23 protein-coding genes and 1 tRNA gene are annotated in these 25,575 nt (G+C 61.8%); 11 read left to right on the top strand and 13 right to left on the bottom strand.

Annotation, left to right across the window (positions count from 1 at the left end; all coding sequences use genetic code 11):
- Window positions 1-233: 233 nt before the first annotated feature.
- The 5 genes from G3256_RS09665 (at window position 234) to G3256_RS09645 (ending at window position 5,897) form a co-directional block, all read left to right on the top strand.
- The gene (locus G3256_RS09665; RefSeq protein WP_169640620.1) at window positions 234-3,032 is read left to right on the top strand and encodes a bifunctional [glutamine synthetase] adenylyltransferase/[glutamine synthetase]-adenylyl-L-tyrosine phosphorylase; all 2,799 of its coding nucleotides are present in this window, start codon (window positions 234-236) and stop codon (window positions 3,030-3,032) included.
- Window positions 3,019-3,291, top strand: coding sequence for a hypothetical protein (locus G3256_RS09660; protein ID WP_169640619.1), 273 nt, complete (start codon window positions 3,019-3,021; stop codon window positions 3,289-3,291). Before G3256_RS09665 ends, G3256_RS09660 begins: the two co-directional genes overlap by 14 nt.
- A 124-nt stretch (window positions 3,292-3,415) precedes the next feature.
- Window positions 3,416-4,093 carry a DUF6778 family protein gene (locus tag G3256_RS09655; protein WP_169640618.1) on the top strand — a complete coding sequence of 226 codons (678 nt, stop codon included), beginning with the start codon at window positions 3,416-3,418 and terminating at the stop codon, window positions 4,091-4,093.
- Between the two features lie 37 nt (window positions 4,094-4,130).
- Window positions 4,131-5,354, top strand: coding sequence for an RSP_2647 family RNA methyltransferase (locus G3256_RS09650; protein WP_169640617.1), 1,224 nt, complete (start codon window positions 4,131-4,133; stop codon window positions 5,352-5,354).
- Between the two features lie 3 nt (window positions 5,355-5,357).
- On the top strand, window positions 5,358-5,897 hold the full coding sequence (locus tag G3256_RS09645; protein ID WP_169640616.1) for an RSP_2648 family PIN domain-containing protein: 540 nt from the start codon (window positions 5,358-5,360) through the stop codon (window positions 5,895-5,897).
- 4 nt (window positions 5,898-5,901) lie between these two features.
- Here G3256_RS09645 and G3256_RS09640 read toward each other — a convergent pair whose 3' ends face one another.
- The 6 genes from G3256_RS09640 to G3256_RS09615 form a co-directional block, all read right to left on the bottom strand.
- Window positions 5,902-6,594: a M48 family metallopeptidase gene (locus G3256_RS09640; RefSeq protein ID WP_169640615.1), complete on the bottom strand. Its 693-nt coding sequence runs from the start codon at window positions 6,592-6,594 to the stop codon at window positions 5,902-5,904.
- 52 nt (window positions 6,595-6,646) lie between these two features.
- The gene (locus G3256_RS09635) at window positions 6,647-7,834 is read right to left on the bottom strand and encodes a vWA domain-containing protein (RefSeq protein ID WP_169640614.1); all 1,188 of its coding nucleotides are present in this window, start codon (window positions 7,832-7,834) and stop codon (window positions 6,647-6,649) included.
- Between the two features lie 10 nt (window positions 7,835-7,844).
- Window positions 7,845-8,012 carry an apolipoprotein acyltransferase gene (locus G3256_RS09630; protein WP_169640613.1) on the bottom strand — a complete coding sequence of 56 codons (168 nt, stop codon included), beginning with the start codon at window positions 8,010-8,012 and terminating at the stop codon, window positions 7,845-7,847.
- Between the two features lie 37 nt (window positions 8,013-8,049).
- Window positions 8,050-9,414: a DUF2927 domain-containing protein gene (locus G3256_RS09625; RefSeq protein ID WP_246227512.1), complete on the bottom strand. Its 1,365-nt coding sequence runs from the start codon at window positions 9,412-9,414 to the stop codon at window positions 8,050-8,052.
- Window positions 9,411-9,866: a GNAT family N-acetyltransferase gene (locus G3256_RS09620; protein WP_169640612.1), complete on the bottom strand. Its 456-nt coding sequence runs from the start codon at window positions 9,864-9,866 to the stop codon at window positions 9,411-9,413. The genes G3256_RS09625 and G3256_RS09620 overlap by 4 nt, the downstream gene beginning before the upstream one ends.
- Window positions 9,867-9,977: 111 nt before the next feature.
- Window positions 9,978-10,817: an AAA family ATPase gene (locus G3256_RS09615; RefSeq protein WP_169640611.1), complete on the bottom strand. Its 840-nt coding sequence runs from the start codon at window positions 10,815-10,817 to the stop codon at window positions 9,978-9,980.
- A 133-nt stretch (window positions 10,818-10,950) separates the two neighbouring features.
- Between G3256_RS09615 and dksA the strand changes: the two genes are divergently transcribed.
- Both dksA and G3256_RS09605 read left to right on the top strand, forming a co-directional pair.
- Window positions 10,951-11,406, top strand: a complete 456-nt coding sequence (gene dksA, locus G3256_RS09610; RefSeq protein WP_169640610.1) for an RNA polymerase-binding protein DksA — start codon at window positions 10,951-10,953, stop codon at window positions 11,404-11,406.
- Window positions 11,407-11,508: 102 nt separating this feature from the next.
- Complete coding sequence (locus G3256_RS09605) at window positions 11,509-12,645, top strand: FAD-dependent monooxygenase (RefSeq protein WP_246227510.1); 1,137 nt, start codon at window positions 11,509-11,511, stop codon at window positions 12,643-12,645.
- A gap of 73 nt (window positions 12,646-12,718) precedes the next feature.
- Here the strand turns inward: G3256_RS09605 and G3256_RS09600 are convergent, their stop codons facing one another.
- Entirely contained in the window at window positions 12,719-13,771 is a 1,053-nt protein-coding gene (locus tag G3256_RS09600; protein ID WP_169640609.1) for an ornithine cyclodeaminase, read from the bottom strand.
- A gap of 63 nt (window positions 13,772-13,834) precedes the next feature.
- On the bottom strand, window positions 13,835-14,755 hold the full coding sequence (rocF, locus tag G3256_RS09595; RefSeq protein WP_169640608.1) for an arginase: 921 nt from the start codon (window positions 14,753-14,755) through the stop codon (window positions 13,835-13,837).
- 109 nt (window positions 14,756-14,864) lie between these two features.
- On the opposite strand from rocF, the gene G3256_RS09590 reads away from it, so the two are divergent.
- Window positions 14,865-15,290, top strand: a complete 426-nt coding sequence (locus G3256_RS09590; protein ID WP_169640607.1) for an Lrp/AsnC family transcriptional regulator — start codon at window positions 14,865-14,867, stop codon at window positions 15,288-15,290.
- On the opposite strand, the gene G3256_RS09585 is transcribed toward G3256_RS09590, so the two are convergent.
- Together G3256_RS09585 and G3256_RS09580 are read right to left on the bottom strand one after the other, a co-directional pair.
- Complete coding sequence (locus G3256_RS09585) at window positions 15,287-15,745, bottom strand: disulfide bond formation protein B (protein ID WP_281359580.1); 459 nt, start codon at window positions 15,743-15,745, stop codon at window positions 15,287-15,289. The genes G3256_RS09590 and G3256_RS09585 overlap by 4 nt on opposite strands.
- Entirely contained in the window at window positions 15,742-16,320 is a 579-nt protein-coding gene (locus G3256_RS09580) for a YqaA family protein (protein ID WP_169640605.1), read from the bottom strand. Before G3256_RS09580 ends, G3256_RS09585 begins: the two co-directional genes overlap by 4 nt.
- A gap of 128 nt (window positions 16,321-16,448) precedes the next feature.
- Here G3256_RS09580 and G3256_RS09575 point away from each other — a divergent pair.
- Both G3256_RS09575 and G3256_RS09570 read left to right on the top strand, forming a co-directional pair.
- A tRNA-Leu gene (locus tag G3256_RS09575) sits at window positions 16,449-16,532 on the top strand.
- Window positions 16,533-17,330: 798 nt separating this feature from the next.
- A complete protein-coding gene (locus tag G3256_RS09570; protein ID WP_169640604.1) occupies window positions 17,331-17,999 on the top strand; it encodes a Hint domain-containing protein in 669 nt (222 codons plus the stop codon).
- A gap of 85 nt (window positions 18,000-18,084) precedes the next feature.
- Here the strand turns inward: G3256_RS09570 and G3256_RS09565 are convergent, their stop codons facing one another.
- From G3256_RS09565 to G3256_RS09555, 3 genes are all read right to left on the bottom strand, one after another.
- Window positions 18,085-18,714 (bottom strand): nucleotidyltransferase family protein, encoded by a 630-nt coding sequence (locus tag G3256_RS09565; protein WP_169640603.1) that lies wholly within the window; start codon window positions 18,712-18,714, stop codon window positions 18,085-18,087.
- A 92-nt stretch (window positions 18,715-18,806) separates the two neighbouring features.
- Window positions 18,807-21,215, bottom strand: a complete 2,409-nt coding sequence (locus G3256_RS09560; RefSeq protein ID WP_169640602.1) for a GcvT family protein — start codon at window positions 21,213-21,215, stop codon at window positions 18,807-18,809.
- Window positions 21,216-22,001: 786 nt separating this feature from the next.
- Window positions 22,002-22,769, bottom strand: a complete 768-nt coding sequence (locus G3256_RS09555) for an HpcH/HpaI aldolase family protein (protein ID WP_169640601.1) — start codon at window positions 22,767-22,769, stop codon at window positions 22,002-22,004.
- A gap of 236 nt (window positions 22,770-23,005) precedes the next feature.
- On the opposite strand from G3256_RS09555, the gene G3256_RS09550 reads away from it, so the two are divergent.
- Window positions 23,006-25,429 carry a GcvT family protein gene (locus G3256_RS09550; RefSeq protein WP_169640600.1) on the top strand — a complete coding sequence of 808 codons (2,424 nt, stop codon included), beginning with the start codon at window positions 23,006-23,008 and terminating at the stop codon, window positions 25,427-25,429.
- Window positions 25,430-25,575 lie beyond the last annotated feature (146 nt).

Raw genomic sequence — 25,575 nt, 5'->3', positions numbered from 1 at the left:
TCGCCTTTCTGTGAGGTTACGGAAACGCCGGTCTGTCCGGCGATGTGAATGTCTTTCACATATCCTAGATCGGGATTCCCGGCGCTATTGACAAGGGTTTATGTGAATGATTTTTACATTAATCCGGAAAAGGTAATAAATTCAGCCTTCTGGCGCAGAATATTTTCTGAAAATATGGATCGGGGAGCCTCGCGGGCATTGACCTAAAGGGCGCTCCGGGCACAAGCTGAAACATGACATTTGCCAGCAAAATCACCCGTACACCCAGGCCCTGGGACGCACAAAGAGGTGCCGATGCAGTTGCCGCGCTGTCACTCTGTGACCCGGCGCTGGCGGCGCTTCTGCGCGGGACAGCAGGGTGCAGCCCCTATCTGGCGGGGCTGATCACCAGAGAAGGCGACTGGCTCGAAGAGGCGCTCGACGACCCGGACGCCGCTCTGGACAGGCTGATGCAAACGGTCACTGAGGACACATCAGGCGATCTGCGCGTGCGCCTGCGCCGGACCAAACGGCGCGTTGCGCTGATCACGGCCCTTGCGGATCTCGGCGGGGCCTGGCCGCTGGAAAAGGTGACCGGGACGCTGACCCGTTTTGCCGATATCGCCTGTCAGGTGGCGCTGCGGGCCGGTCTGGCGGTCCAGATCCGGCGCGACAAACTGCCCGGCATGACCGAAGATGATCTGCAGGACGCAGCCGGCATGGTGGTCCTCGCGATGGGCAAGATGGGTGCGGGAGAACTCAATTACTCCTCAGACATTGATCTGATCTGCCTCTTTGACGAGACGCGGTTTGATCCGGATGATTTTCACGACGCACGCGCGGCCTTCGTGCGTGCCACCCGGATGATGTCTGCCACGCTGAGCGAAATGACCGCGGATGGCTATGTCTTCAGGACAGATCTGCGGCTGCGGCCTGATCCTGCGGTCACGCCGGTCTGCATGTCGATGGAAGCCGCCGAACGCTATTACGAGAGCCTCGGACGCACATGGGAACGCGCAGCCTATATCAAAGCGCGCGTGGCGGCCGGGGACGCGCCTGCCGGGGCGCGGTTTCTCAAAGCGCTCACACCCTTTGTCTGGCGGCGGCACCTTGATTTTGCGGCCATTCAGGATGCCCATGACATGCGGCTCGCGATCCGCACCCACAAGGGCCTTGGCGGGCCCATCACTCTGCCCGCCCATAATATGAAACTGGGACGCGGCGGCATCCGGGAGATTGAGTTTTTCACCCAAACGAGACAGCTGATTGCCGGGGGTCGTGACCCCGATCTGCGCTGCCGGGGCACGGTTCCCGGACTTGAGGTCCTGGCGCGCAAGGGCTGGATCACCAGCGATCTGGCAGCGGCACTGAGCGATCACTATGTGGCGCACCGGACGGTCGAGCACCGCCTGCAGATGATGAACGACGCCCAGACGCATACGCTGCCGGCCACTGACGAGGGGTTCGGATGCCTCGCGGCGATGATGGACACAGATGCCGACAGTCTGAAAACCGACCTTTCTGAGCGACTTGCTGCAGTGCACGAGATGACAGAAGGGTTTTTTGCCCCGACACATCCGGCCCCGGCGGCACAGGACGCACCTGATGATCTGGACGAGCAGACGCTGGCGCGCTGGCTCAGTTATCCGGCGCTGCGCAGCGAGCGCAGCCGGCTCATTTTCGAACGTCTGCGACCGGATCTGCTGAAACGGCTGGCGGGGACGGCGCGCCCTGCCGACGCTCTGCGCGATTTTGACGGGTTTCTCGCGGGGCTGCCCGCAGGTGTGCAGCTCTTTTCGCTCCTCGAGGCAAATCCGCAACTGGCCGATCTGCTCATTGACATAACCGGGACCTCGCCGGCGCTGGCGCAGTATCTCTCGCGCAATGCAGCGGTCTTTGATGCGGTGATCGGCGGGGATTTTTTCACCGACTGGCCGGGGGCTGAGGCGCTCGCAGGCAGTCTGAGCCGGAGCCTCGACACAGAAACCGACTACGAAGCGCGGCTTGACGCCATGCGGCGCTGGACCAACGAATGGCATTTCCGTGTCGGTGTGCATCTGCTGCGCGGGTTGATTTCACCGGATGAGGCCGGGCGGCAGTATGCCGATATCGCACGTTCGGTGCTCTGTGTACTCTGGCCGCTGGTCTGCGATCAGTTTGCGCGGCGGCACGGGGCGCCACCCGGACGCGGCGCCGTGGTGCTGGGCATGGGGTCGCTCGGGGCAGGGCGGCTGACCCCGGGCTCGGATCTTGATCTGATTGTAATCTACGACCCGCAGGATGCTGAAAGCTCAAACGGGGAAAGACCGCTCGCCACGCGGCCCTATTACGCGCGGCTGACCCAGGCGCTGATCACTGCACTAACCGCACCCATGTCCCAGGGACGGCTCTATGAAGTCGATATGCGCCTGCGGCCTTCGGGTAATCAGGGACCTGTTGCGACAAGCTGGCCCGCCTTTCAGAGCTATCAGCGCGAACAGGCCTGGATCTGGGAACATCTGGCGCTGACCCGGGCCGGCGTCGTGGCGGGACCTGATGATCTGACGCGTGATGTCGAAGCTTTCCGTGAGGGTCTCCTTGGCCACCCGCGACCGCTGGCTGAGGTCGCACGGGAGGTGGCTCAGATGCGGGACCGGATCCGGGCGGCCAAAGCCGCGACCAGCCTGTGGGATACCAAGACAGGCCCGGGACGGCTGCAGGAGATCGAGCTTATCGCCCAGTCCGGTGCCCTGATCGCCGGGCACGCCGACAGCAGAGACGGTATGCGCGACGCTGTGACCTGCGGACTGATTGATGACAAAGGCGGTGACATTCTGCGCACCGCAGGCGCTCTGTTTTCGGCCATGAACATAGCGACACGGCTTTTGTCAGAAACTGTACCGGATCCTGAGTTGCTTGGCATGGCCGCGCACCGCTTTGTGCTGCGCGCGACAGATCAGACGTCGCTGGAGGCGTTGCAGGACGTGCTTGAAGAGAGCTATGACGCCTGTGCCGGCGTGATTGACCGGGCGCTGGCGGATTACGCCGGAGAGGAGACACGTGAAAAAGGGTGATGAAAACGACCCCAAGGGCCTGATTTTCGAAGCCTACCGGATTGAGGGCATCACCCCGGCCGAATGCCGCTCCGTCTTTCTCGACTGGGCGCTCAGCCTGCCGGTGGAACAGGACACGGGCGTTGTGCTGCGGGCTCTGATCGCCCGCTATCAGCCGGGATTTCCCGACCATCCGATGACCGCTGTGATGTCCGAAGGGCTGACGGGCATGGCCGCCCCGCGCCGGCGCGGCGGGTGGCGTTCGCGGCCCCGCAACTGAACCATCTCCCCCGGGCATCTGCGCGAAATACCTAAAATTTGTCATAATTCAGCCTGTTTCTCCCCCTATCCGAAAGGGTGAAAAAACCGGGGTGCGTCCACGTAACCCCAACAGGAGAGCAGATATGAAACCCGTCAGACTGATCCTCGCCATTGGTATCGCCGCACTGTTGTCGGCCTGTGGCGCCTCTGATTATACCACCCGTAATGCGCCTTTCGAGACCACCGAACCTACGCTGGAATTTGCGGCGACCGGGCCCTCCGGTTTTGACTTTGAAGAAGCCGTTTCAAGCTACAACGTCACCAAAGTGAACGTGGCCGTACCCCGCAGCCTGATCGTCTCCGAAGCCAACCGGTATTACCCCAAGGGCGATATCGTCTGGCGCGAGGACCCGGTGGGCGACCGTCATGCCCAGGTTGCTGCCATCTTTGAAGACGCTATGGCGCGCGGCACATCTGACGTTAAGGGCGCCGTACCCGTCATCGTCGACGTACAGGTCATGCGCTTTCACGCGCTGACAGAAAAAACCCGTTATACCGTGGGTGGCATTCACTCGATCAAATTCGGCCTGTCGATCCGCAGCGCTGAAACCGGGCTGTTGCTGGAAAAGCCCCGCGTTGTACAGGCGGACCTCGTGGGCTTTGGCGGGCAGAAAGCCATCAACGCCATGGCGCAGGGTCAGACCCAGAAAGTGCGCATCACCGATCACCTGGCGAATGTGATCCGCAAAGAACTGACCGAGCCAGAAGGTTACGAAAACCCGAAACTCGGCCTCATTCAGACCCTCAATAACCGTATCTGACCTTTCATCACCGGACGTGTCAGGATAGAGGGGCGCTATGACAGCGCCCCTTTCTCATGCCCGCTCTGATCCCGCCGGTTATCCGGTTGTCCGCCTGCGTCCCAAAGCCAATGCGCGCGCCGTGCGCCACGGGTTTCCCTGGGTCTATGCCAATGAACTGGTCACCGATCGTCGCACCAAAGCCATCGCCCCCGGTGCGGTCGCGGTTCTGGAGGATGACGCACGTCGGCCCATGGGGCTCGTGGCGGTCAACAACGGCTCAAAGATTATCTGCCGGATGCTCGACACCGACCCGGGCGCGGTGATTGATGCCGCCTGGTTTGCCGGGCGACTGCACAAGGCGCTGGCGTTGCGCAAGCGGCTTTATCCGGACCCCTACTACCGGCTTGTGCATGCCGAGGCAGATGGCTTGCCCGGCATCGTGATTGACCGGTTCGGGGATACCTGTGTTGTACAACCGAACGCCGCCTGGGCAGAGGCGCATATCGATGCACTGGTCGAGGCCCTCACAGAGATCACCGGATGCACCTGCGTGATCAAAAACGCTGCCGGGCGCACCAGATCCCTCGAAGGACTTGATGACATCACTGCTGTGCTACGCGGTGCAGCGCCCGACGGACCGGTGCCTGTGCCGATGAACGGTGCCACCTATATGGCTGATCTGACAGGCGGCCAGAAAACCGGCCTTTATTACGATCAGCGGCCCAATCACGCCTTTGCTGCCGGGCTTGCGAAGGGCGCGCGCGTTCTGGATGTATTCAGCCATGTGGGCGGGTTTTCACTGTCCGCTCTGGCGGCCGGTGCCGTCTCGGCGCTGGCGGTGGATGGTGCGGCGCCGGCCCTTGATCTGGCGCTGGCGGGGGCGGAAGCCACCGGCGTTGCGGACCGGTTCGCGACCCGGCAGGGAGACGCTTTTGACGTGCTTGCCGCCCTCGGCGAGGAAGGTGCGCAGTTTGATCTTGTGATCTGCGACCCGCCCGCCTTTGCGCCGGCCAGACCGGCGCTTGAGGCGGGATTGCGTGCCTATGAGCGCATCGCGCGTCTCGCAGCACCGCTGGTTGCGGAGAACGGCATTCTGGGGCTTTGTTCATGCTCGCATGCTGCCGATCTGCAGGCCTTTCGGGCCGCTTCAGCGCGCGGCATCGGCCGGGCAGGGCGGCGCGGGTCCCTGATCTACACAGGTTTTGCCGGGCCGGACCATCCGCAGTTGCCGCAGCTTGCAGAGAGCGGTTATCTCAAGTCTGTCTTTTTTGCGCTCTGAGCCATGAAGATCCTCATCGACGCCTGTGTGCTCTATCCCACAGTAATGCGCGAAATGGTGATGGGTGCTGCCCGCGCGGGTCTGTTTGAGCCCTGCTGGTCTGAGCGGATCCTGGAAGAATGGGCGCGTGCGGCACGGAAACTCGGGCCGGTAGGTGAAACCCAGGCCCGTTCGGAAATCGCCATGCTGCGCGCTGCCTGGCCGCAGGCGGTGGTCACCGCGCCGGCGACACTGGAGACCCGTCTGTGGCTGCCCGATCCTGATGACATCCACGTTCTGGCCGCCGCTGTTTGTGCTTCAGCTGATGCTATCATGACACTGAACGCAAAGGATTTTCCTCGTGGAACGCTCGCGGAGGAGGGTCTGGCGCGGATCGATCCAGACACCTGGCTTCACAGGGCATGGCAGAACGACCCCGACGTCATAAATTCTTATGCCGGCGATGTGCTGGACACCGCGCGGCGGCTTTCCGGAGATGACTGGCAGATGCGCGCCCTGCTGAAAAAAGCGCGCCTGCCGCGGCTTGCAAAGGCACTGGGATAGCGGGTCAGACCTGCGCGCCGGCCGCCCATTTTGCTTCAAGAGCCTCAAGGGCTGCGATACGCTCTTCGGTCTTCGGATGGCTCATGAGCCAGGCAGGTGCAGCCCCGCGCTGCTGTGTCAGCGCTTCTAGCTTGCGAAAGAGGCTCTTTTGCGGGTCAACCCCGATGCCTGCCTTTGTCAGCAGGGCCGCAGCATAGGCATCAGCCTCGTATTCGTCACTGCGCGACAACCGTGCCGCCAGAAGCGAGGTCAGCATGCCGGCAACAAAGACACCAACACCCGGAAGGAACCGGCTCAGCACCATGGCAAGTGCTGTGCGCAGGGCATTCTGGCCCGAGAAATCAATCATACGCCGGCGCGAATGCCCGAGCGCCACATGGCCCAGTTCATGCGCGATCACGCTGGCCATCTCATCGGCCGAAACCTCTCCCGCCCGGAACCGGTTATAAAACCCTCGGGTGATGAAAATTCGCCCGTCAGGAGCCGCCAGCCCGTTCACCGGCTCAATTTCATAGATGTGCACACGGATCTTTGTCAGATCGAGCGCTGCCGCCATGCGGTCGGTCAGTGTGCGCAGCATCGGATCTGCCAGCTCAGTGGATTTCTCGTCGAGTTCCTTCGCTGTCCGCCAGGCGGAGAAGCGGTACATCGCGAGGCCATAGAGAATGGCGAGCAGTATCGGAGTGAACTTGAGCATGCATAGAATATGGGGCGGCGCCCATGCCCTGGCAAGGGCGACGCCGCGGGCGTTAACGCGCCAGTGTTTTCATGCCACGCGAGAGCCCCTCAAGCGTCATTGGCACCATTGCCTCAGGGCCGATCAGCTCCTCAATCATCGAAATCGACTGAGTGTACGGCCAGTACTTCTCGGGCACCGGATTGATCCACAGAGTTGCGGGCCACTGTTCTTTGGCGCGGGTGATCCATGTCGCGCCGGCTTCGGCATTCCAGTGTTCTGATGCACCGCCCGGATAAGCAATCTCATAGGGTGACATCGATGCGTCACCCACGAAAATACATTTATAATCAGGCCCGTAAGTGCGCAGCACATCATGGGTCGGGATCTGCGCGTCCCAGCGGCGGCGGTTATCGCGCCACACACCTTCGTACAGGCAGTTGTGAAAATAATAATGCTCAAGATGTTTGAACGCCGAGCGCGCGGCGGAAAAGAGCTCCTCGACCACCTTCACATGCGGATCCATCGACCCGCCGATGTCGAGAAACAGCAGCACCTTGACCGCATTGCGCCGTTCAGGCCTGGTTTTCACATCAAGGTACCCGTGCTCTGCGGTGGCACGGATGGTCCCGTTGAGGTCCAGCTCGTCCTGCGCGCCGTCCCGCGCCCAGCGACGCAAACGCCTCAGCGCCACCTTGATGTTGCGCGTACCAAGCTCGACGGTGTCATCGAGGTTACGGAACTCGCGCCTGTCCCAGACTTTGACTGCCCGCTGATGGCGCGAGTCTTTCTGTCCGATGCGAACGCCTTCGGGGTTGTAGCCATATGCGCCGAAAGGAGATGTTCCAGCGGTACCGACCCATTTATTGCCACCCTGATGGCGGCCTTTCTGCTCTTCGAGCCGTTGCCGCAGGGTTTCCATCAGCTTGTCAAAACCGCCCAGGGCCGCAATCTCTGCTTTCTCTTCCGCGCTGAGATGTTTTTCGGCCATTTTCTCCAGCCAGCCGGCCGGAATATCCACCGCGTCCAGTACCTGTGCGGCGCTGATATTTTCGATCCCCGAGAAGGCAGCGGCAAACGCCCGGTCAAATTTATCAATATTGCGCTCGTCTTTGACCATGATCGTGCGCGCCATGTAGTAAAACGCATCGACGTCATAGGTCGCAAGCCCGGCCGCCATGCCTTCCAGAAACGCCAGGTATTCGCGCAGACTTACCGGGACGGCATTTTTGCGCAGGGCGTCAAAGAAAGGCAGAAACATCGCGGTTCCTTCAGAGCAGGGCCCGGTCAAGCAGCACGGTCAGAACCAGGCTCACGACGACAAAGGCCATGGCATACCCCGCCGCATACTGGGCGATATCCTTGCGGTTTCCCCCGCGTTTTTTTGCGGTAAACCCGCCGATAAGGGCGCCCAGAACGGCTCCGAGAATAACGATCATCTGTGCTCTCCTGCGGCTTTATTCCGCCGGGGCGGGATCAGGCCGGTGCGTTTTGGCGGTTCAGGGCCGATATTTCGCGCAGTTTCGCCCGCACAACCCAGTCCGCGCCAAACCCGTATCGCGCCCACCCCAGACTGTCCAGCCTGACCGCCCGGGCCTCATCGGCTCGCCCTTCCATCGCAAAGCTCTCAGCGCGCAGAAGCTGCAGCGTGGCAAGCAAAGAGGCATTCTGAGACTGTGCCGCAATGCTGATGTGTGGCTCAACCAGCGAACGCGCGGCCACCGGATCGCCGTCGGCGAGCTCGTAAGCGGCAAGCTGTGTCGCAACGTAGGCGCGGTGCAGGCGGGTTTGCGGCGAACGGGCATAAAACCGGTCCGCAATCTCATACTGACGGCGCGCCGCCTCGCTGTCGCTGGCCTGCAGCAGGCGCGCACGGGCGTAATGCGCAAAGGCGCGACGGTTGTCTGTCCATCCTTCGTTTACAGCGATGCGCAGCGCCGTATCGGAGGCCACCTGGCGGCGGGCGTAATCTGCGCCCGGGCCGAGGGCAGTCTGAATCGACTGGTTCCAGACCTGCGGGGTCGGGCTGGCCGGGGCAGCAGCCTGTTTGCGCCCGGCGGGATTTATGCGGTCAAAGATGGCGGGCAGGCGGGTTGCGACTTCCTGAGGTGACATGCCCGAGCGCAGCTCCGGTGCATAGGTCGCGCGCAGGATCATCATGTCGAACCCGGTGAGCACCGTGTGCACATTGTCATCGTTAAATACAGAATCCGGCAACCGGTAAAGATCGTTCAGCGGCCCCAGCGCCTGGCCCAGTTCTTCATGCAGACAATCGCGCACTTCCTGCGGGCTGGAATCGTTGGGAATGAAAATCGCCAGACGCTCACGGGTCTGCAGCAGGGTCCAGTTGGTCTGTGGCGCCCGGCGTGCAGACCGGTATTCACGGATCGAGCCGACGTTAGGTGCAACAAAACAGGCCGCCTGTGGCAGAACCTTTTTAATCGATGAGCGGGGCACGGCCTGGATGGTGATATTGGCATCCGCGCTGGTGGTGACGCTGATCGGGATCTGTGCCTCGGTCTGCAGCCGGGTGATCAGCTGGTTCAGATCGCCCTTCATCGTGGCCGGCGGATTGCCGGTCATCCGCACCGTCACGGGCCCCTCGAACCGGGTGAACACGGGCAGGGCGCGGCCGCTTTCCATCCGGAAAGAAAGCTCCATGAAGTCACGCGCAAGACCGGTGTTGGACTTCGTCGTCTGCGCCTGCTTTTGCGGCGCGAAGGTTTTCATCGGCGGGAGGATGCCCTCGCCGAAAACGGCGCGCGACGCGGTATTGTTCTGGGTGGCGGGGGCACAGCCTGCAAGCAGGATGACGAGCGGCAGAACCAGACGCCGCATCATTTGCGGTTGTACCGGATGAAGGGTGTCTGGACGCCGATCCGGTCATAGAGCTGACGGGCAGTGGTGTTAAAGTCCTGGGTGAGCCAGTAGACCGATCCGGCACCCGCCTCATCGGCTGCGGCATAGACCGCCTCGATCAGCGCACGTCCGATGCCCTGACCGCGCACGTCCGGATCTGCGTACAGATCCTGCAGATAGCAGGTGTTGGCCTCAGACCATCCGTGCCTGTGGAAAAGATAGTGCGTCAGGCCAACCAGCCGCCCATCTGCTTCGGCAACAATGCAGTTGAAATCCTGAGGATCGTTTCCAAGAAGGCGGGTAAAGTAGAGATCGTGGATCTCCGCCGGCCGCGAGGTTTCATAAAATTTTAGATATGCGGTCCAGAGAGCGGACCATTGCGGTTTATCACTCTCACGCAGTGCACGCACTGCGGGATTCGTTTTCTCTGTCATGGCCTGCCCGTCTGCCTCGTCCTTTGCCCGCGATCATTATCGCCGCAGGTCATTAAGGAAGTTAAAACGTGTCCGTTTCACGGTACTCTAGGCAGGTCGGGTGGCGTTTGTCTAGCGCCCGTTGCGCGCAAGAAATGCAAGCCGCTCAAAGAGATGCACATCCTGCTCATTTTTCAGCAGCGCGCCATGCAGCTTCGGCAGTGCATTTTTTGTGTCGGTTTTCAGGTCTTCCGCAGTCATGTCCTCCGCCAGCAGCAGACGCAGCCAGTCGAGCACTTCCGAGGTCGACGGCTTCTTTTTCAGCCCCGGCTGCTCGCGTATTTCAAAGAACTGCGTCAGCGCCGTTGTAAGCAGCGCTTCTTTTATCCCCGGGTGGTGGACGGCCACGATCCTGCGCAGGGTCTCCATCTCCGGAAACCTTATATAGTGGAAAAAACAGCGCCTCAGAAAAGCGTCAGGCAGCTCTTTTTCGTTGTTGGATGTGATGATCACGATGGGTCTGTGACGGGCACGGATGGTCTTGCCGGTCTCGTAGACATAGAACTCCATCTTATCCAGTTCCTGCAGCAGATCGTTGGGAAACTCGATGTCGGCTTTGTCAATTTCATCGATCAGAAGGACCGTTTTCTCCTCCGCCTCAAAAGCCTGCCAGAGCTTGCCCCTGCGGATATAATTGGAGATGTCATGCACCCGCTCGTCGCCCAGCTGGCTGTCGCGCAGGCGGCTGACGGCATCGTATTCATAAAGCCCCTGCTGGGCGCGTGTTGTGGATTTGATGTTCCATTCGATCATCGGCAGACCGAGACTGCGGGCAACCTGGCGGGCCAGCTCGGTTTTGCCCGTACCGGGTTCGCCTTTGACAAGGAGAGGACGCTCCAGCGTGACCGCGGCATTCACCGCAATGGTGAGATCATCTGTGGCGACATAGTCGTCTGTGCTCTGGAATTTCATGCTGTTGTCAACCCTTTAGAATGACCTTTTGAATGTGCTTTTAGCCGGGAAAGGACAGGATTGTGTAGTGACAATTATCAATGACTGCGCTATCCCCTGGCCACAGAGGCGTGATGCCTGAGGACAGGTGCAGATGGAAGACATTAGCCAGGTTGAGGGGAAGCAGATGAAACAGGAAAATTTCCTGCCGGATGATTATCGTCCGGCAGAAGACGAGCCGTTCATGAATGACCGTCAGGTCGAATATTTTCGCCGCAAGCTCCTGACATGGCGGTCAGAACTGCTCGCCGGCAGCCGTGACACCATTGAAGGTCTGCAGGACGGCACCCGTAATATTCCCGATGTGGCGGATCGTGCCTCCGAAGAAACCGACCGGGCGCTTGAACTGCGCACCCGCGACCGCCAGCGCAAACTGGTAAGCAAAATCGACAGCGCTCTGCGCCGGATAGATGAAGGCGAATTCGGTTACTGCAGCGTGACCGGCGAGCCGATCTCGCTGAAGCGTCTGGACGCGCGCCCCATCGCGACCATGAGCCTTGAGGCACAGGAGCGTCACGAAAGGCGCGAAAAGGTTCACCGGGACGACTGATCTGGCACATCTGACTGAAATGACACGGCGGGCGCCCGAGGTTTACCTCCGGCGCCTTTGCTTTGCCCGGTGAGGCAGAGGCTGGCCAGAAACGCGGTTGTCTTGGGTGGCGGCATCGGTGGACTGGCCTGTGCGGCGGCCCTTGCGAAACGTGGCGTTGCCGTCACCCTGGTGGAGCAGTCTGAGAAGCTGCGCGAAACCGGTGCCGGGATCCAGATCAGCCCCAACGGTCTTGCGGTGCTGCGCGGCCTGGGGCTTGAAGCTTCGCTGATGCGCGCAGGCGCTGTTGAGGCCGGCGCGGTGGTGCTTGAGGATTATGAGCGCGGAAGAACGGTTGCGCGGCTGGATCTGCGGAGGCTGCCGGACCAGAAGTACCTTTTTGTGCATCGCGCGGATCTGCTTGGCCTGCTGGCGCGCGCGGCCCGGCAGGGCAATGTATCCTTTGAGATGGGCCGCCGGGTCACGCGCGTTTTTCCCGGACCGGTGCCGGAGATCGAGCTGGCCGATGGCGGTACGATGCGCTCAGAACTGGTGGTCTGTGCGGATGGCATTCATTCTGTGGGTCGCGCGGCGGTGTGGACGGGACCCGGGCCCGCCTTTACCGGGCAGGTCGCCTGGCGCGCCCTCGTGCCGGCACAGACAACCACCCGCGAGGTGCGCGTGAGCATGGGGCCCGGATGCCACGTGGTCCGCTATCCGTTGCGCGGGGGTGAGCTGATGAACCTCGTAGCGGTGCAGGAGCGCGACGCCTGGGCCGAAGAAGGCTGGCATCACGCCGACGACCCGGCCAATCTCCGCGCAGCCTTTGCCGGCTTCGGCGGACCGGTCGCAGATCTGCTGTCGCAGGCGGAAGACGTGAGCCTTTGGGGTCTGTTCCGGCATCCGGTGGCCGACACCTGGGTTCGGGACGGTGTGGCGCTTCTGGGGGATGCAGCCCATCCGACGCTGCCGTTTCTGGCCCAGGGGGCCAATCTGGCACTGGAAGATGCATGGGTTCTGGCCGCCTGTGCTTTGAGCGCGGAAGGTCTCGCGGCCTATCCGGCAGCGCGCCGGAAACGCGTGCAGCGCGTCATTGATGCCGCCAGCGCAAATGCGCGCAACTATCACCTGCGCCCGGGGCTGGCGCGCACTGCGGCGCATCTGGCGCTGTCACTGGGCAGCCGAGCCGCACCGGGGCTGATGATGCGCCGGTTCCGGTGGCTTTACGGCCATGACGTGACCAGAACCCATCCGCTCTGATCCGGAGGCGCGCGGCCCTGCCGGCCCGCGCACATCATGCCCTGGTTCCGGGCAAACCCCGGAACGGCCGAACTCAGCCCTTTGCGCGCTGCAGCATGCCGAAAAGGTCACGCGGATCATCCGGATCGGCCAGCAGATCGAGCGGGTGAAAGAGCGCTGTGCCGCGGATGTTGTCGCGCACATAGCGCAGAGCGCTGAAATCCTCGATTGCGAACCCCACGGAATCAAAAAGAGTAATCTGCTCAGGCGAACGGCGGCCCGGCGCATCACCGCTCAGAACCTGCCAGAATTCAGTGACAGGGTGATCATCGCCCAGCTGCTGGATCTCGCCTTCAATGCGGGTCTGTTCGGGGTATTCCACAAAGATCTCAGCCCGGTGCAGGATCGCAGGCGCAAGCTCAGTCTTACCCGGACAATCGCCGCCGATCGCGTTGATGTGCACACCGGCACCGATCATATTGTCCGTGAGGATGGTGGCATATTGCTTGTCAGCTGTGCAGGTGGTGATGATCTGTGCGCCCAGAATGGCCTCTTCCGCGCTGCCGCAGGCAACAACGTTCAACCCGGAGCCTGCAAGGTTGGCCGCGCACTTGCGCGTGGCAGCAGGATCGATGTCAAAAAGCCGGACTTCGGTGATACCGCAGATCGCCTGCATCGCAAGGCTCTGAAACTCCGACTGCGCGCCGTTGCCGATCATCGCCATGCATGTAGCACCCTCAGGGGCCAGCACCCGTGCCACGAGCGCCGAGGTTGCCGCCGTGCGCAGCGCTGTCAGCATTGTCATCTCCGAGAGCAGCACCGGATAGCCCGAGGCCACATCCGCCAGCAGGCCAAAGGCAGTCACCGTCTGCAACCCCTCGGCTGTATTGCTGGGGTGACCGTTTACATATTTGAAACCGTACACCTCTCCGTCCGAGGTCGGCATCAGCTCGATCACGCCTTCGGCGGAATGGCTGGCCACGCGGGGCGTTTTGTCAAAGAGCTGCCAGCGACGGAAATCCTCTTCGATATAGTCAGCCAGCCCGCGCAGCATCTGCGGCACACCGATGTGATGGATAAGCTGCATCATGTGATCGACGGAAACGAAGGGCACAAAGGCTTTGTCAGAAGGGGTCGGCGTGGTCATGTCAGCGGCCTTTCAGGGCGGATCAGAAACGCGGCGGGACCGGGGGGCCCGCCTGCAAAGGTATCAGTAAGCACGGGTCGGGCGGTCAAAAACCCGGCGACCCAGAGCCGAAGCGGCAAGATCGACCATGACCTGTGCTGTGCGCCCGCGCTCATCCAGAAACGGGTTCAGCTCCACCAGATCGAGCGAGGTCATCAGCCCGCTGTCGTGCAGCATTTCCATCACCAGATGCGCCTCGCGGATCGTGGCACCGCCCGGAACCGTGGTGCCGACAGCGGGCGCCACGGCAGGATCAAGGAAATCCACGTCGAGCGAGACATGCAGCATGCCGCCTGCAGCCGCCACACGCTCAAGAAACGCGCCCAGAGGCCGGGCAATGCCGTTTTCGTCTATGTCGCGCATGTCGACACGCTGGATCCTGGTTTGCTGCAACGCACTGCGTTCGGCCGGATCAACCGAGCGCAGCCCGATGATGGCGATGTTTTCCTGCGGCAGCGGGGTCGCAACCGGCGGAAAGCCAGGGAAGTCACCGCGCGCGGTCACATAGCCCAGCGGCGTGCCGTGCAGGTTGCCGCTGTCTGTGGTCTCAGGCGTGTGATAATCGCTGTGAGCATCGAGCCAGAGCACAAAGAGCGGCCGGCTTTCGGCTTCGGCGTGGCGCATTGCTCCCAGAACGGTGCCCAGCGACAGGGCATGATCGCCCCCCATAAAAATCGGCAGCCCGTCGCGCAGCCCGGCCTCAGCGGCTTCCGCCAGGCTTTCCGTCCAGGCGATGGTCTCCTCAGGCGCGTGCAGTTTCGGGTCACTTCGTTCGGTATAGGGGCGGGGGGCGACGTTGCCTCTGTCCTCAACACCATGACCGAGATCCATAATGGCGCGCCCGAGGCCCGCCGTGCGGTAGGCGTCCGGGCCCATAAGGCAGCCGGCGCGGCGTTTGCCGCTGTCTACCGGGGCACCAATCAGAATACAGGTTTTGTCCGCCATAATACGCTCCGTTGTGAGGGGTTGCCTCTGAATAGTCACCGGACCGGATTGCGAACAAGCATCATTTATGCACATTATGTCATCGAATTGATCAAACCGGACACACAAAATGGACGAAACGGATAAACGTCTGATCTCAGCGCTCAGGCACAACGCCCGCGCTCCTCTGTCAGAGCTGGCATCGCGTCTCGGGTTGTCGCGCGCCACGGTGCGCACGCGTCTCGCGAAACTGGAGGAAAACGGGGATGTTCTGGGCTTTACCGTCGTGATGAAACACGACCAGCAGCGCGACGCGGTGCGCGGCCTGATGATGATCGCCATCGAAGGACGCGGCACCGACCGGATCATCCGGCAGCTCAATGCCTTTCCCGAGGCGCGTCATGTTTGGTCGACGAACGGACGCTGGGACGTGATCGTGGAAATCGGGTCAACGACGCTGGAGGCGTTTGATGATATCCTGGCGCGCATCCGCAGGCTCGACGGGATCACCGCAAGTGAAACGAGCCTGCTTTTGTCGACGCGTAAAGCGACCTAGGCGCGGCGCAGGGCCAGACACCACAGGATAAAGAGACCAAAGGAGAGCACGCCGTTCCATGCGGCCATACTGAGCCCGAGCATTTCCCAGGGGATCTCGTCACAGCGCACCACAGGGGCCGACATGATCTGATCAAAAAGCTCATCTGTGGTCAGCCCGCCGATCGGTTGCGATGTGCATGTGGTCGGCCCCTCCCAGAACCCTTTCTCCACGCCGGCATGGTAGAGCCCGATGGCCGAAGTTGTGAGGGCCGCAAGCGCTCCTGCCATCATCAGGGCCCGGTTTGACAGCGCAAGAGCCAGCGCACCTATGCCGATGGCGATGATATGCGGATAGCGCTGCCAGTAGCACATTTTGCACGGTGGCAGCCCACCGATATACTGAAACGCCAGAGCGCCGGCGATCATAAAGAACGACCCGAGGGTCGCCATCCACAACGCCTGGCGACCGGTCACAGGTATTTCAGCGCGTAGAACCCGCCGCCCAGAAGCAGAACGAAGAGAATGAACATCAGGCCCAGGCGACGTTCGATAAAGTCACGGATCGGCTCGCCGTATTTCCACAGCAGAAGTGCGACGAGATAAAACCGGATGCCGCGCGCGAGGATGGAGGTGACGATAAAGGTCATCAGCGGCATGCCGGTCCAGCCTGACATGATGGTAATGACCTTATAGGGGAAGGGCGTCACACCCGCCGTCAGAACAGCCCAGAAACCCAGATCGTTAAACCGCTCGTTAAAGGCCGCCATGGGCTCTGCCTTGCCCAGGCTTTCCAGGATCGGCTGACCGATTGTTTCAAAAGCAAACGCGCCGATGCCATAGCCCAGAAGTCCGCCCAGTACGGAGAACACAAGGGCAACGCTGGCAATGAGCCAGGCCCGCGAGGGGGCCGCGAGGATCATCGGGATCATCAGGATATCCGGCGGGATCGGAAAGACCGAACTTTCGATAAAGCTGACAAATGCCAGTACCCAGAGCGCATGGCGGTGTTCGGCCATGCTGAGTGTCCAGTCGTAAAGCTTTCTGAGCATCGTTATCCACAGTACAATTGTTGCCTGAGCGGCAGAACACGACAGACCCGCCAGGTCAAGTCTGCGGCAGTTTTTGCAAAGCAGTTTATGCTTGCCCACGGGCAGGGGCTCGGATAATCCGCAGATGTGCCCAAGTGGCGGAATGGTAGACGCAGGGGATTCAAAATCCCCCGCCGCAAGGCGTGCCGGTTCGAGTCCGGCCTTGGGTACCACACCGCAATTCCCTTGCCCGCCTGATCCGGAGGCGAGACCCTTTCAGATGAACCGGACCGGATATGCAATCGATGATATCGTTCCGGGTGCTTTCTGCCGGCTTTGTTCATACCCCTCGCGCGGCCGCGCATCTGCCCGTTGAGAGCCTGGGATGACACCATTGATTCGCCCGCATTCAGCGCAGCACAGGTCGATTGGTTCCGTCTCGTGTGTCAGTCGCGGCAATACGTCGAGATTGTCTTTGCCCCGGGAATGTGGGGAGCGACGGATCTGTCATTTTCCTGCACCGGTGATGCCCGCGGCAAACCGGCCTTCTGTTCACGATCCGGAAACGTAACGTCAAAGATCCGCCAGCGCGCGGGCGTTGACGGGCCCGGGCCATTTACCTGAAATTTATGGCAAATCTGATGAATTCCTGTCAGGTTCATTCCGGAAACAATCACCGGTGGTCCTGCCCGAAAACAGCATGGCGTTTTGAACCGCCACCGTTTTTCGCGCCTCTGGCCGCCACATTTCTGTCAGATTTCACTTTCGCGGCGGGGCCTCTCCGGCCTAACAATTCTTACGGCGCGCATGCCGGTTAAACGGTTTTATGTGCTGGTCCGGGTCACACCGGTCAGCAAGGCGGGGCCTTCGGGCAACGCATCAGGGCCGGACAGACCCACGCGTTTTTGTGGTGTCTGATGGTGTCGCCTTGTTGCGCGGGACCTCCGGTTCTGATGCGCCGCTGTAGTAATGAGTATGCGGTTTCGGGCTGCCCTGACGGGGGTCCGGACCGGAAAAGGGTAAAGACAGTTATGCGGCAGACGAGCGCAGCAAAGAGCACAGGACAGCCTCGCGCTGCGACACTGAGCCCTGTTCCTTTGCCGAACTGCTTTGTACCCGGCGCGCGCATCGTCACCCCGGCCGGCACCCGTGCCGCGGAAGACCTGCGTCCCGGCGACCGGGTCATGACGCGCGACAACGGCCCGCAGGAAATCTGCTGGACAGGCTGTCGCGGGCTGACAACCGTTGATCTGAGCCAGCATCCGCACCTGCGCCCCGTGCGGATCCCCGCGGGTGCTCTGGGAGAGGGCAGACCTGCGCGTGATCTGATGCTCAGCCCCAACCACCGGGTGCTCTCAACCGGCGATATGACGGCGCTGCACTGCGGGACCGACGAGGTCTTCGTTGCCGCCAAACACCTGACGGCACAGCCGGGCATTCGTGCAGCCGACCTGCCCTGGGTCACCTATCTTCATTTCATGTGCGCGGCCCATGAGGTCGTGCTGGCCGATGGGGTCTGGAGTGAAACCTATCAGCCCGCAGCGGGCCCGGTCGATGGCATCGGCAACGCGCAGCGCCTTGAGATTGAAGAATTATTCCCTGAGCTGGCGACCTACGAGGGTCTTGCCGCCAGAACCGCCGCGCGGCCCACGCTGACACCGCGCGCTCCGGCACATCAAAGAGGCCACCCCGTGGCCTGACAGGAATATGCAGCGACCATGTCGATCCGTTTGACATGGCTTAACGGAAACGGGAGGGGATTTCCCCTCCCGTTTCTGTTGTGGATCATGGTTTTTCCTGCAGCGCCCGCCAGGCCTCCCAGGCCTCGGGCGTGTCAAGATCCCGCAGCGCCCGGTCATCCCCGAGAGGAACCCCGCGCAGCCTGCCGGCACGTGCGACGTTCTCGCGGATCGCGCGCGCCCCTTTGTCGCCCCGGATCGCCCGCAACTCATCGAAAAGCGACGCGTGCAGCACAATCGGATGTCCCGGCCTGCCATCAGGTGTCGTGGCACACCACATCGCAGTGCCGTCGGCAGGGGCGACCGCAGCAAGAACAAGGCGAAGATCCTCGGTGGTCAGATCCGGCAGATCAGGCAGGAGGATCATCACCGCGCGCGCATCCGACCCGAGTGCATCCAGCGCCCGGCGCAGACCGGCGCTCATCCCTTCATGCGCATCGGGCACCGGTATTCCCGTCACATCAAGATCCGCCAGACTGTCCCAGCGCGGATGTGGTGCCGGGGGCAGGGCGACGATCACCAGACCCCGGGTCGCCGCCCGCGCCCGCATCACCTGGCGGCGCAGCAGAGGCACACCGCCCGCTTCAAGCATCAGTTTGTCAGCCCCCCGCATCCGGCGCGAGGCACCGGCGGCAGGAACGATCACGGGAATGTCGGTCAGCGGCGCTTCGGTCATGACACGACGCTATATCACGGGGTGCAGCTGTGACAGCCCCGCAGGGCCGGTCTCACACCGGTTACCGGATGCCACGCCGAGAGGCCCGTATCTCAGCCGCGCATCTGTGCCGCGTCAGGATCAAAGAGCGGTTCGGTGATCACCCGGGCGGGCCGCATCTGACCAAGTATTTCGATCTGCACGTCCGGTGCTTCATCTGCCCGGTCCGCAGGCAGAAAGCCGATGGCAATCGATTTGCCGGCATGGTGCGAATAGCCACCCGATGTGCAGAATCCGACGACCTCACCTCCGAGCCAGACGGGCTCATAGCCATGCACATCTGCATCGTCCGCATCGACTTCAAAGCTGACCAGACGGCGCGCGGGGCCCGCAGAGCGCTCTGCTTCGGCGGCAGCACGACCGATGAAATCAGCGTTTTTGCCAAAGCGGATGAACCTGTCGAGGCCTGTCTCCGCCGCGGTGTAATCGGGTGAAAACTCCGACATCCAGCTGCCGAAAAAGCGATCCAACCGCAGCGACATCATCGCCCGCATGCCGAAAGGCACCATTCCACGGGGCTCTCCTGCGGCCCACAGCGTGTGCCAGAGCGCGCGCTGGCTCATCGGATCGCAATATATCTCATAGCCCAGATCCCCGGTATAGCTCACCCGCTGCACGATGCAGTCGGTCATCCCGATGGTCAGTCGTCGCACATCAAGGAAACGGATATCGCTGACATCTGTGCGCGTGCAGTCGGCCAGCACATCCCGCGCCAGCGGACCGGCGATCTGAAACCCTGTGAGTTGATCCGAGATGTTTTCGACCCGGACGTCCGGGTCTGCGTTCTGCTGAAACCAGCGCATGTGAAAGGCCTGAGCCCCGTAAGAAGCCGTCAGATGAAAAAGCTCCTCGCTCAGACAGGAAATGGTGAAATCCCCGATCAGCTTTCCGCGCGGCGAGAGCATCGGGGTGAGGCTCAGACGCCCCTCAGCGGGCACGCGGCCCGCCATAATCCGGTCCAGCCAGGTCCGCGCGCCCGGGCCGCTCACCCGGTATTTGCCGAAGTTCTGAACCTCATTGATTCCAACGCCCTGGCGGACGGCCTTTACCTCCCGCGACGTGGCCTCAAAAGCATCCGAGCGCCGGAAGGAGGGCGTCTCATACGCCGGCTCACCACCTTTGGCGAAATAGTTGGCAACCTCTAACCCGTATTGCTGACCCCAGACGGCGCCCATACCTGTGAAGATGTCATACATGGGCGTGGTGCGGTTGGGGCGCGCGGCGGGCAGTTCTTCATTCGGGTAGGCTACGGAAAAACGCTTCTGGTAGTTTTCGATCACCTTGGGGCGCGTGTAGCCGGGGCTGATCCAGGGCCCGAAGCGCGCCACATCCATCGCCATCACATCGCGCTCAGGCTCGCCCTCGATTATCCACTGCGCCAGCGTCAGACCGACACCACCCCCCTGGCTGAACCCGGCCATCACACCACAGGCCGACCAGTAATTGCGCATCCCCGGCACCGGACCCACCAGCGGATTGCCGTCGGGCGCAAAGGTAAAGGGGCCGTGGATCACCGATTTGATGCCCGCACGCTCGAGCACCGGGAACCGTTTGTACGCAAATTCAATACTGTCCGAGATTTTGTCAAAGTTATCCGGCAGCAGTTCATGACCGAAACTCCAGGGCGTGCCGTCCACAGCCCAGGGCGCACAGGTCTGCTCATAAAAGCCGATGCAGAGCCCGCGACCCTCCTGGCGCAGATAGCTTTCGCCGGCCGGGTCCATCACATGCGGGTGTTCGGCATCACGCTCATAGATCTCAGGGATCGCATCGGTGACGATATACTGGTGCTCCATCGGGTGCAGCGGGAAATAGACACCGGCCATGGCACCCACTTCACGCGCCCAGAGGCCGCCGGCATTCACGACATGTTCGGCATGCACGGTGCCTTTGTCGGTCACCACATCCCAGGTGCCGTCCGGGCGCTGGCTGGTTTCGCGCACCATGCAGTGGGTTTCGATGGTGGCCCCACCCATCCGCGCCGCTTTTGCATAGGCATGTGTGGTGCCTGACGGGTCGAGGTGTCCGTCCAGCGGGTCGTAAAGCCCGCCGATGATGCCGTCGAGGCTGGTGATCGGGGCGATGCTGCGGATTTCTTCAGGCCCCACAATCTCGGTGTCGAGCCCCATGAAACGATGCTTAGCCCGTTCGGCCAGCATCATGTCAAACCGGTCCTGATTATCCGCGAGGGTCACCCCACCCACATGGTGCAGACCACAGGACATGCCGGTGATCTCTTCCAGCTCTTTGTAAAGCCGGATGGTATAGCCCTGCAGCGCTGCCATGTTCGTGTCGCCGTTCAGCGTGTGAAACCCGCCCGCCGCATGCCAGGTAGACCCGCTGGTCAGTTCAGAGCGCTCAAGCAGCATCACATCAGACCATCCCAGCTTGGTGAGGTGATAGAGCACGGACGCGCCGACAACGCCTCCGCCGATGACGGCAACACGGGTGGTGGTCTGCATAGGGTTCTCCGGTTTCTTCAGGCCTGAGAATGTGCGCGGGCGGGCGCGCGGGCCTGCCTGAAAACGACAGAAACTGACGTTTCAGCAACCTGTAACCGGGCGCGGGAACCCTCAGCGACGCCCTGATACGCAGCGGATACAACGAAGCTTTGGATGCCAGTTTGAAATACGGTCAGGGGACCCGGGGCATCTGCCGTCAGGCGAACCCTTCGCCGCTGCAATAAGAACACCGCCGCGAACGGGTGCCAAAGCAGCCCTCACAGGTGCCCGTCACGGCATGCCCGTGGTAATCGCGGCCCTTGTACATGCGCCCGGTGCCATTGCAGGTCACACAATTGGCGCTGCCAGAGCCATGACACCGGTGACACCGGCGTTTGACGTGTTTAACGGCCAGACGTTTCTGCTTTACTTCGTTGGGCATCAGCAATCATCTCAGTTGTCGTTATCATCGGCGGGGCTCTCCGGCCCGGGGATCCGGTTTCAGCGTTCTGGCGATCTGCGTACCGGATGAATGTGGCCATTTAATGCCACCGCTCGCGCGCCGGTCGCCAAAAACGACACTCCTGAACAGAGAGTCCTGTTTGCAGTGAGTTACGCCCCGGAGTGGACGGGATGGAGCCGGGATGATTTTTCTGCCGGCCCTCGGGGATGGCCCGGCTGAGCCTGGGCGATGGCGTCAACACGCGCTCTGCGCGCGATGCAGAAGATCTGATTCGCAGGACCGCTCAGTCAGCACTGAGCCACCCCAACACAAAGGGCCGGAAACGCAACCAACGCGCCACCGGCTCAGGTTTCTGTCCAGCCCTTTATCTCTGAGGTCTTTGCCCGCAGCCAGAGCAGATCAAACCCCGCAATCGCCCGGTAGCCGCGGTCAAACAGTCCGTCAGCCATCTCCCGACTCAGCGCATTGCCACCCAGCGGAAGACCGGCAGCCTTTGCCGCAGCCTCAATCCTGCCGACCGCATCGCGCACGACCGGATGATCGAACTCGCCCATGTGTCCCAGATCAGTGCTCAGATCGAACATGGCGACCACCAGCAGATCAATGCCCTCAACCGCACAGATCTCCTCAATATTCTGCACCGCGTCCCTTGTTTCGATCAGCAGGATGTTAATCAGCCTGTCTTCTGTCGCCTCCCGGAATGAGGGCAGGTCCGTCTGCCAGCGCGACTGGGCGATAAAGGCGCCAAACCCCCGCACCCCGCGGGGCGGATACCGCATGCAGGATACCGCATGCCGGGCGTCCTCAGCCGTGCGCACCAGCGGAAAACAGATGCCTTCCGCACCCAGATCCAGCACCCGTTTCACAACGGCAGCGTCAATCTCCGGCACCCGTACGATCGGAGCACAATGCGTCCCCGCAGTGGCGGCGATCATCGCATGGGCAGAGGCATGATCGATGGCTCCGTGCTCCATATCGATAATCAGCCCGTCCGCCCCCGCGGCGGCCATGGCCTGGGTCACAACGGCAGAGGGGATCGTGACAATATGGATCGCTACGCGGTCATCGGTATTGCTCAGGCAGTGTTTCAGACGGTTTTCGGGCAGTGTCATGGGCTGGCAGATCCTTTGTCAGGTTCTGTGCAGTCTGTGCATGCCACCGGTCGCACGCAAGCTGTTTCAGGGGCGCAGCCCGGACTGGATCCGGAGCAGACAGCCGAAGGGTCATCCGCACCAACCCTGCGCATGGTCAGCCGCCGACCAGATATGTCGTGAACGAGCAACCGGCTTAATAATGGCCGGGGCAAGGTCAGGACCAGCGAAACACAAAAAAGATCAGGGACTTTCCCATGCGCACCCATGCTCAGGCCGTTGTCATCGGAGGCGGCGTAATCGGCTGCTCCATCCTTTATCACCTGACCAAAGCGGGCTGGAGCGATGTTGTCCTGCTGGAGCGCGACGAGCTTACATCGGGTTCGACATGGCATGCGGCGGCCAATATCCACGGGCTGCACGACAACAACAACATTACCCGGATCCAGAACTACACGATGGATCTTTATAATGCGCTGGAAGCGGAAACCGGGCAGTCCTGCGGGGTGTTTCAGCCTGGGTCCCTCTATCTCGCTCAGACCGAGGCGCGGGCGCACCAGTTGCGCCTGCAGGCGGCAAAGGCAAAATACTATGGCCTGCCGTTCCGCGAGATTGACCGCCAGGAAGCCGAAGCCCTGCACCCGCTGGTCGATTACGACGGCATCCGCTGCATCATGTTCGAGGAAAACGGCGGCAACGTGGACCCGTCGGGCGTCACCAATGCCTATGCCGCCGGCGCGCGCCAGAACGGGGCGGAGATCATCCGGTTCTGCCCGGTCACCGGAACCGAACAGCAACCCGACGGCACCTGGGTTGTGCGCACAGCCAGAGGCGACATCGCAACGGAATGGGTGGTCAACGCCGCCGGTCTCTGGGGCAGGGAGGTTGCAGCCCTTGCAGGGATTACGCTGCCGCTGCAACCGACTGAGCATCAGTATTTCGTCACGGAAACCATCGCGGAGATTGCCGGGCTGGACCGCCGCCTGCCGTCCGTCGCGGACCGGGACGGCGAATATTACCTGCGCCAGGAGGGCAAAGGGCTGCTTGTCGGCGCCTATGAAAAAGACCTGCGGTTCTGGGCAGAGGACGGCACGCCGCAGGGCTTTGGCCATGAGCTTTTCGCAGATGATCTGGAGCGCATCGAAGAGAATATGATGCGCGCCATCGACAGGGTGCCCGCCGTGGGCGAGGCCGGCATTAAACGGGTGATCAACGGGCCGATGATCTGGTCGCCGGACAGCAATGTGCTCTTTGGCCCGGTGCCCGAACTCAGCAACTACTTCTGCTGTAACGGTATTATTCCCGGGTTTTCGCAGTCGGGTGGCATGGGGCTGCTGGCTGCCGACTGGATCACCACCGGCGAGACCCGCTATGACATGTTCGCCTGGGATGTGGCGCGGTTCGGCGACTGGGCAGACAAGGCCTTCACCAAAGCACGTGTGGGTGATCAGTACGCGCACCGGTTCAAAATCCACTTCCCCGGGGAGGAACGTGCCGCAGGCCGGCCGGTGCGCACGCGGCCCGTCTATGAGATGCAAAAAGAGATGGGCGCGGTTTTCGGTCTGAACTACGGCTGGGAGCATCCGCTTTATTTTGGCGATACGCCAGGTGCTGAAGACGTCACCGAAGGGTTCACCCGCCAGGGCTGGTGGGACACCGTCGGCGCCGAATGCCGGATGCTGCGCGAGCATGCGGGCATTATCGATATTTCGAACTTTGCAAAATACCGCTGCAAAGGGCCGGGGGCTGAGGCCTGGCTGAATTCTGTATTCGCCAACAATATGCCGAAATCGGTCGGCCGCTCCTGTCTGACCCCGCTGATTGGAAAACGCGGCGGCATCGCCGGTGATTTTACCGTAACGCGGCTGGGAGAGGAAGAATTCTGGATCATCGGCGGCGGCGCTGCGGAGCGGTATCACCAGCGCTTTTTCAGATCCGTTCCGCTGCCCGAAGGCACGGAGTTTATAAGCCTGACCGAAGCATACTGCGGGTTCAACGTGGCCGGCCCGGCCGCGCGCGATTTGCTGGCGCGGCTGACCAACAGTTCGCTTGCAACAGCGGACTTCCCGTTTATGCGCAGCGCCCGGATGGAGATCGCAGGCGTGCCTGTGCTGGCGCTGAGAGTGTCCTTCACCGGCGATCTCGGCTGGGAACTGCACTGCGCCACCGAAGACCAGAAAAAGCTCTATGAAGCGCTGCTTGAGGCGGGCAAAGAGTTCGGAGCAGGCCCCGTGGGCAGCCGCGCGCTGATGAGCCTGCGCGTCGAAAAGGGATACGGATCCTGGAGCCGCGAATACTCTCCGGAATACTGGCCCCAGGAGGTCGGCCTCGACCGCCTCTGCAAAATGGACAAGGATTTCCTCAACAGGGCAGCCGTCGCGGAAACCCTCGCCAGAGCTCCGCGTGAAATGCTGGTGCTGATGGAACTCGACGCGGCTCAGACAGATGCTTCCAACGCGGATGCCACAGGCGGCGAGCCCGTCTTCCGGAACGGCAGGGGCATCGGGCGGGTCACCTCAGGTGCTTACGGCTATTCGGTCGGCAGGAGCCTGGCCCTGGGCTATGTGAAAGACGCGGCACCCGGCGACGAGGTTGAGGTGATGATCCTTGGTCAGCCCCACAAGGCCCGTATCCTGCAAGAGCCGCCCTTTGATCCCAATGGCGAACGCCTTCGGGCCTGATCTGAGCGCGTAAGACCGCCATGGGCAGAGACCGTCAGATCGGACCGACAGTCGTGCATCCGGCTTCTGCCACTGCTGGTGGCGGTCAGCGTGCCGGGCAAAATGCCGCTTCCCTGATTTGTTCACTCGACAACCCTGCTGAAACC

Origin of the sequence: Roseobacter ponti (assembly GCF_012932215.1) — a bacterium.
In the GTDB taxonomy this organism is placed as follows: Bacteria; Pseudomonadota; Alphaproteobacteria; order Rhodobacterales; family Rhodobacteraceae; genus Roseobacter; species Roseobacter ponti.
The sequence above is the reverse complement of the archived record's forward strand: the minus strand, read 5'-3'. Positions and strand labels throughout refer to the sequence as shown.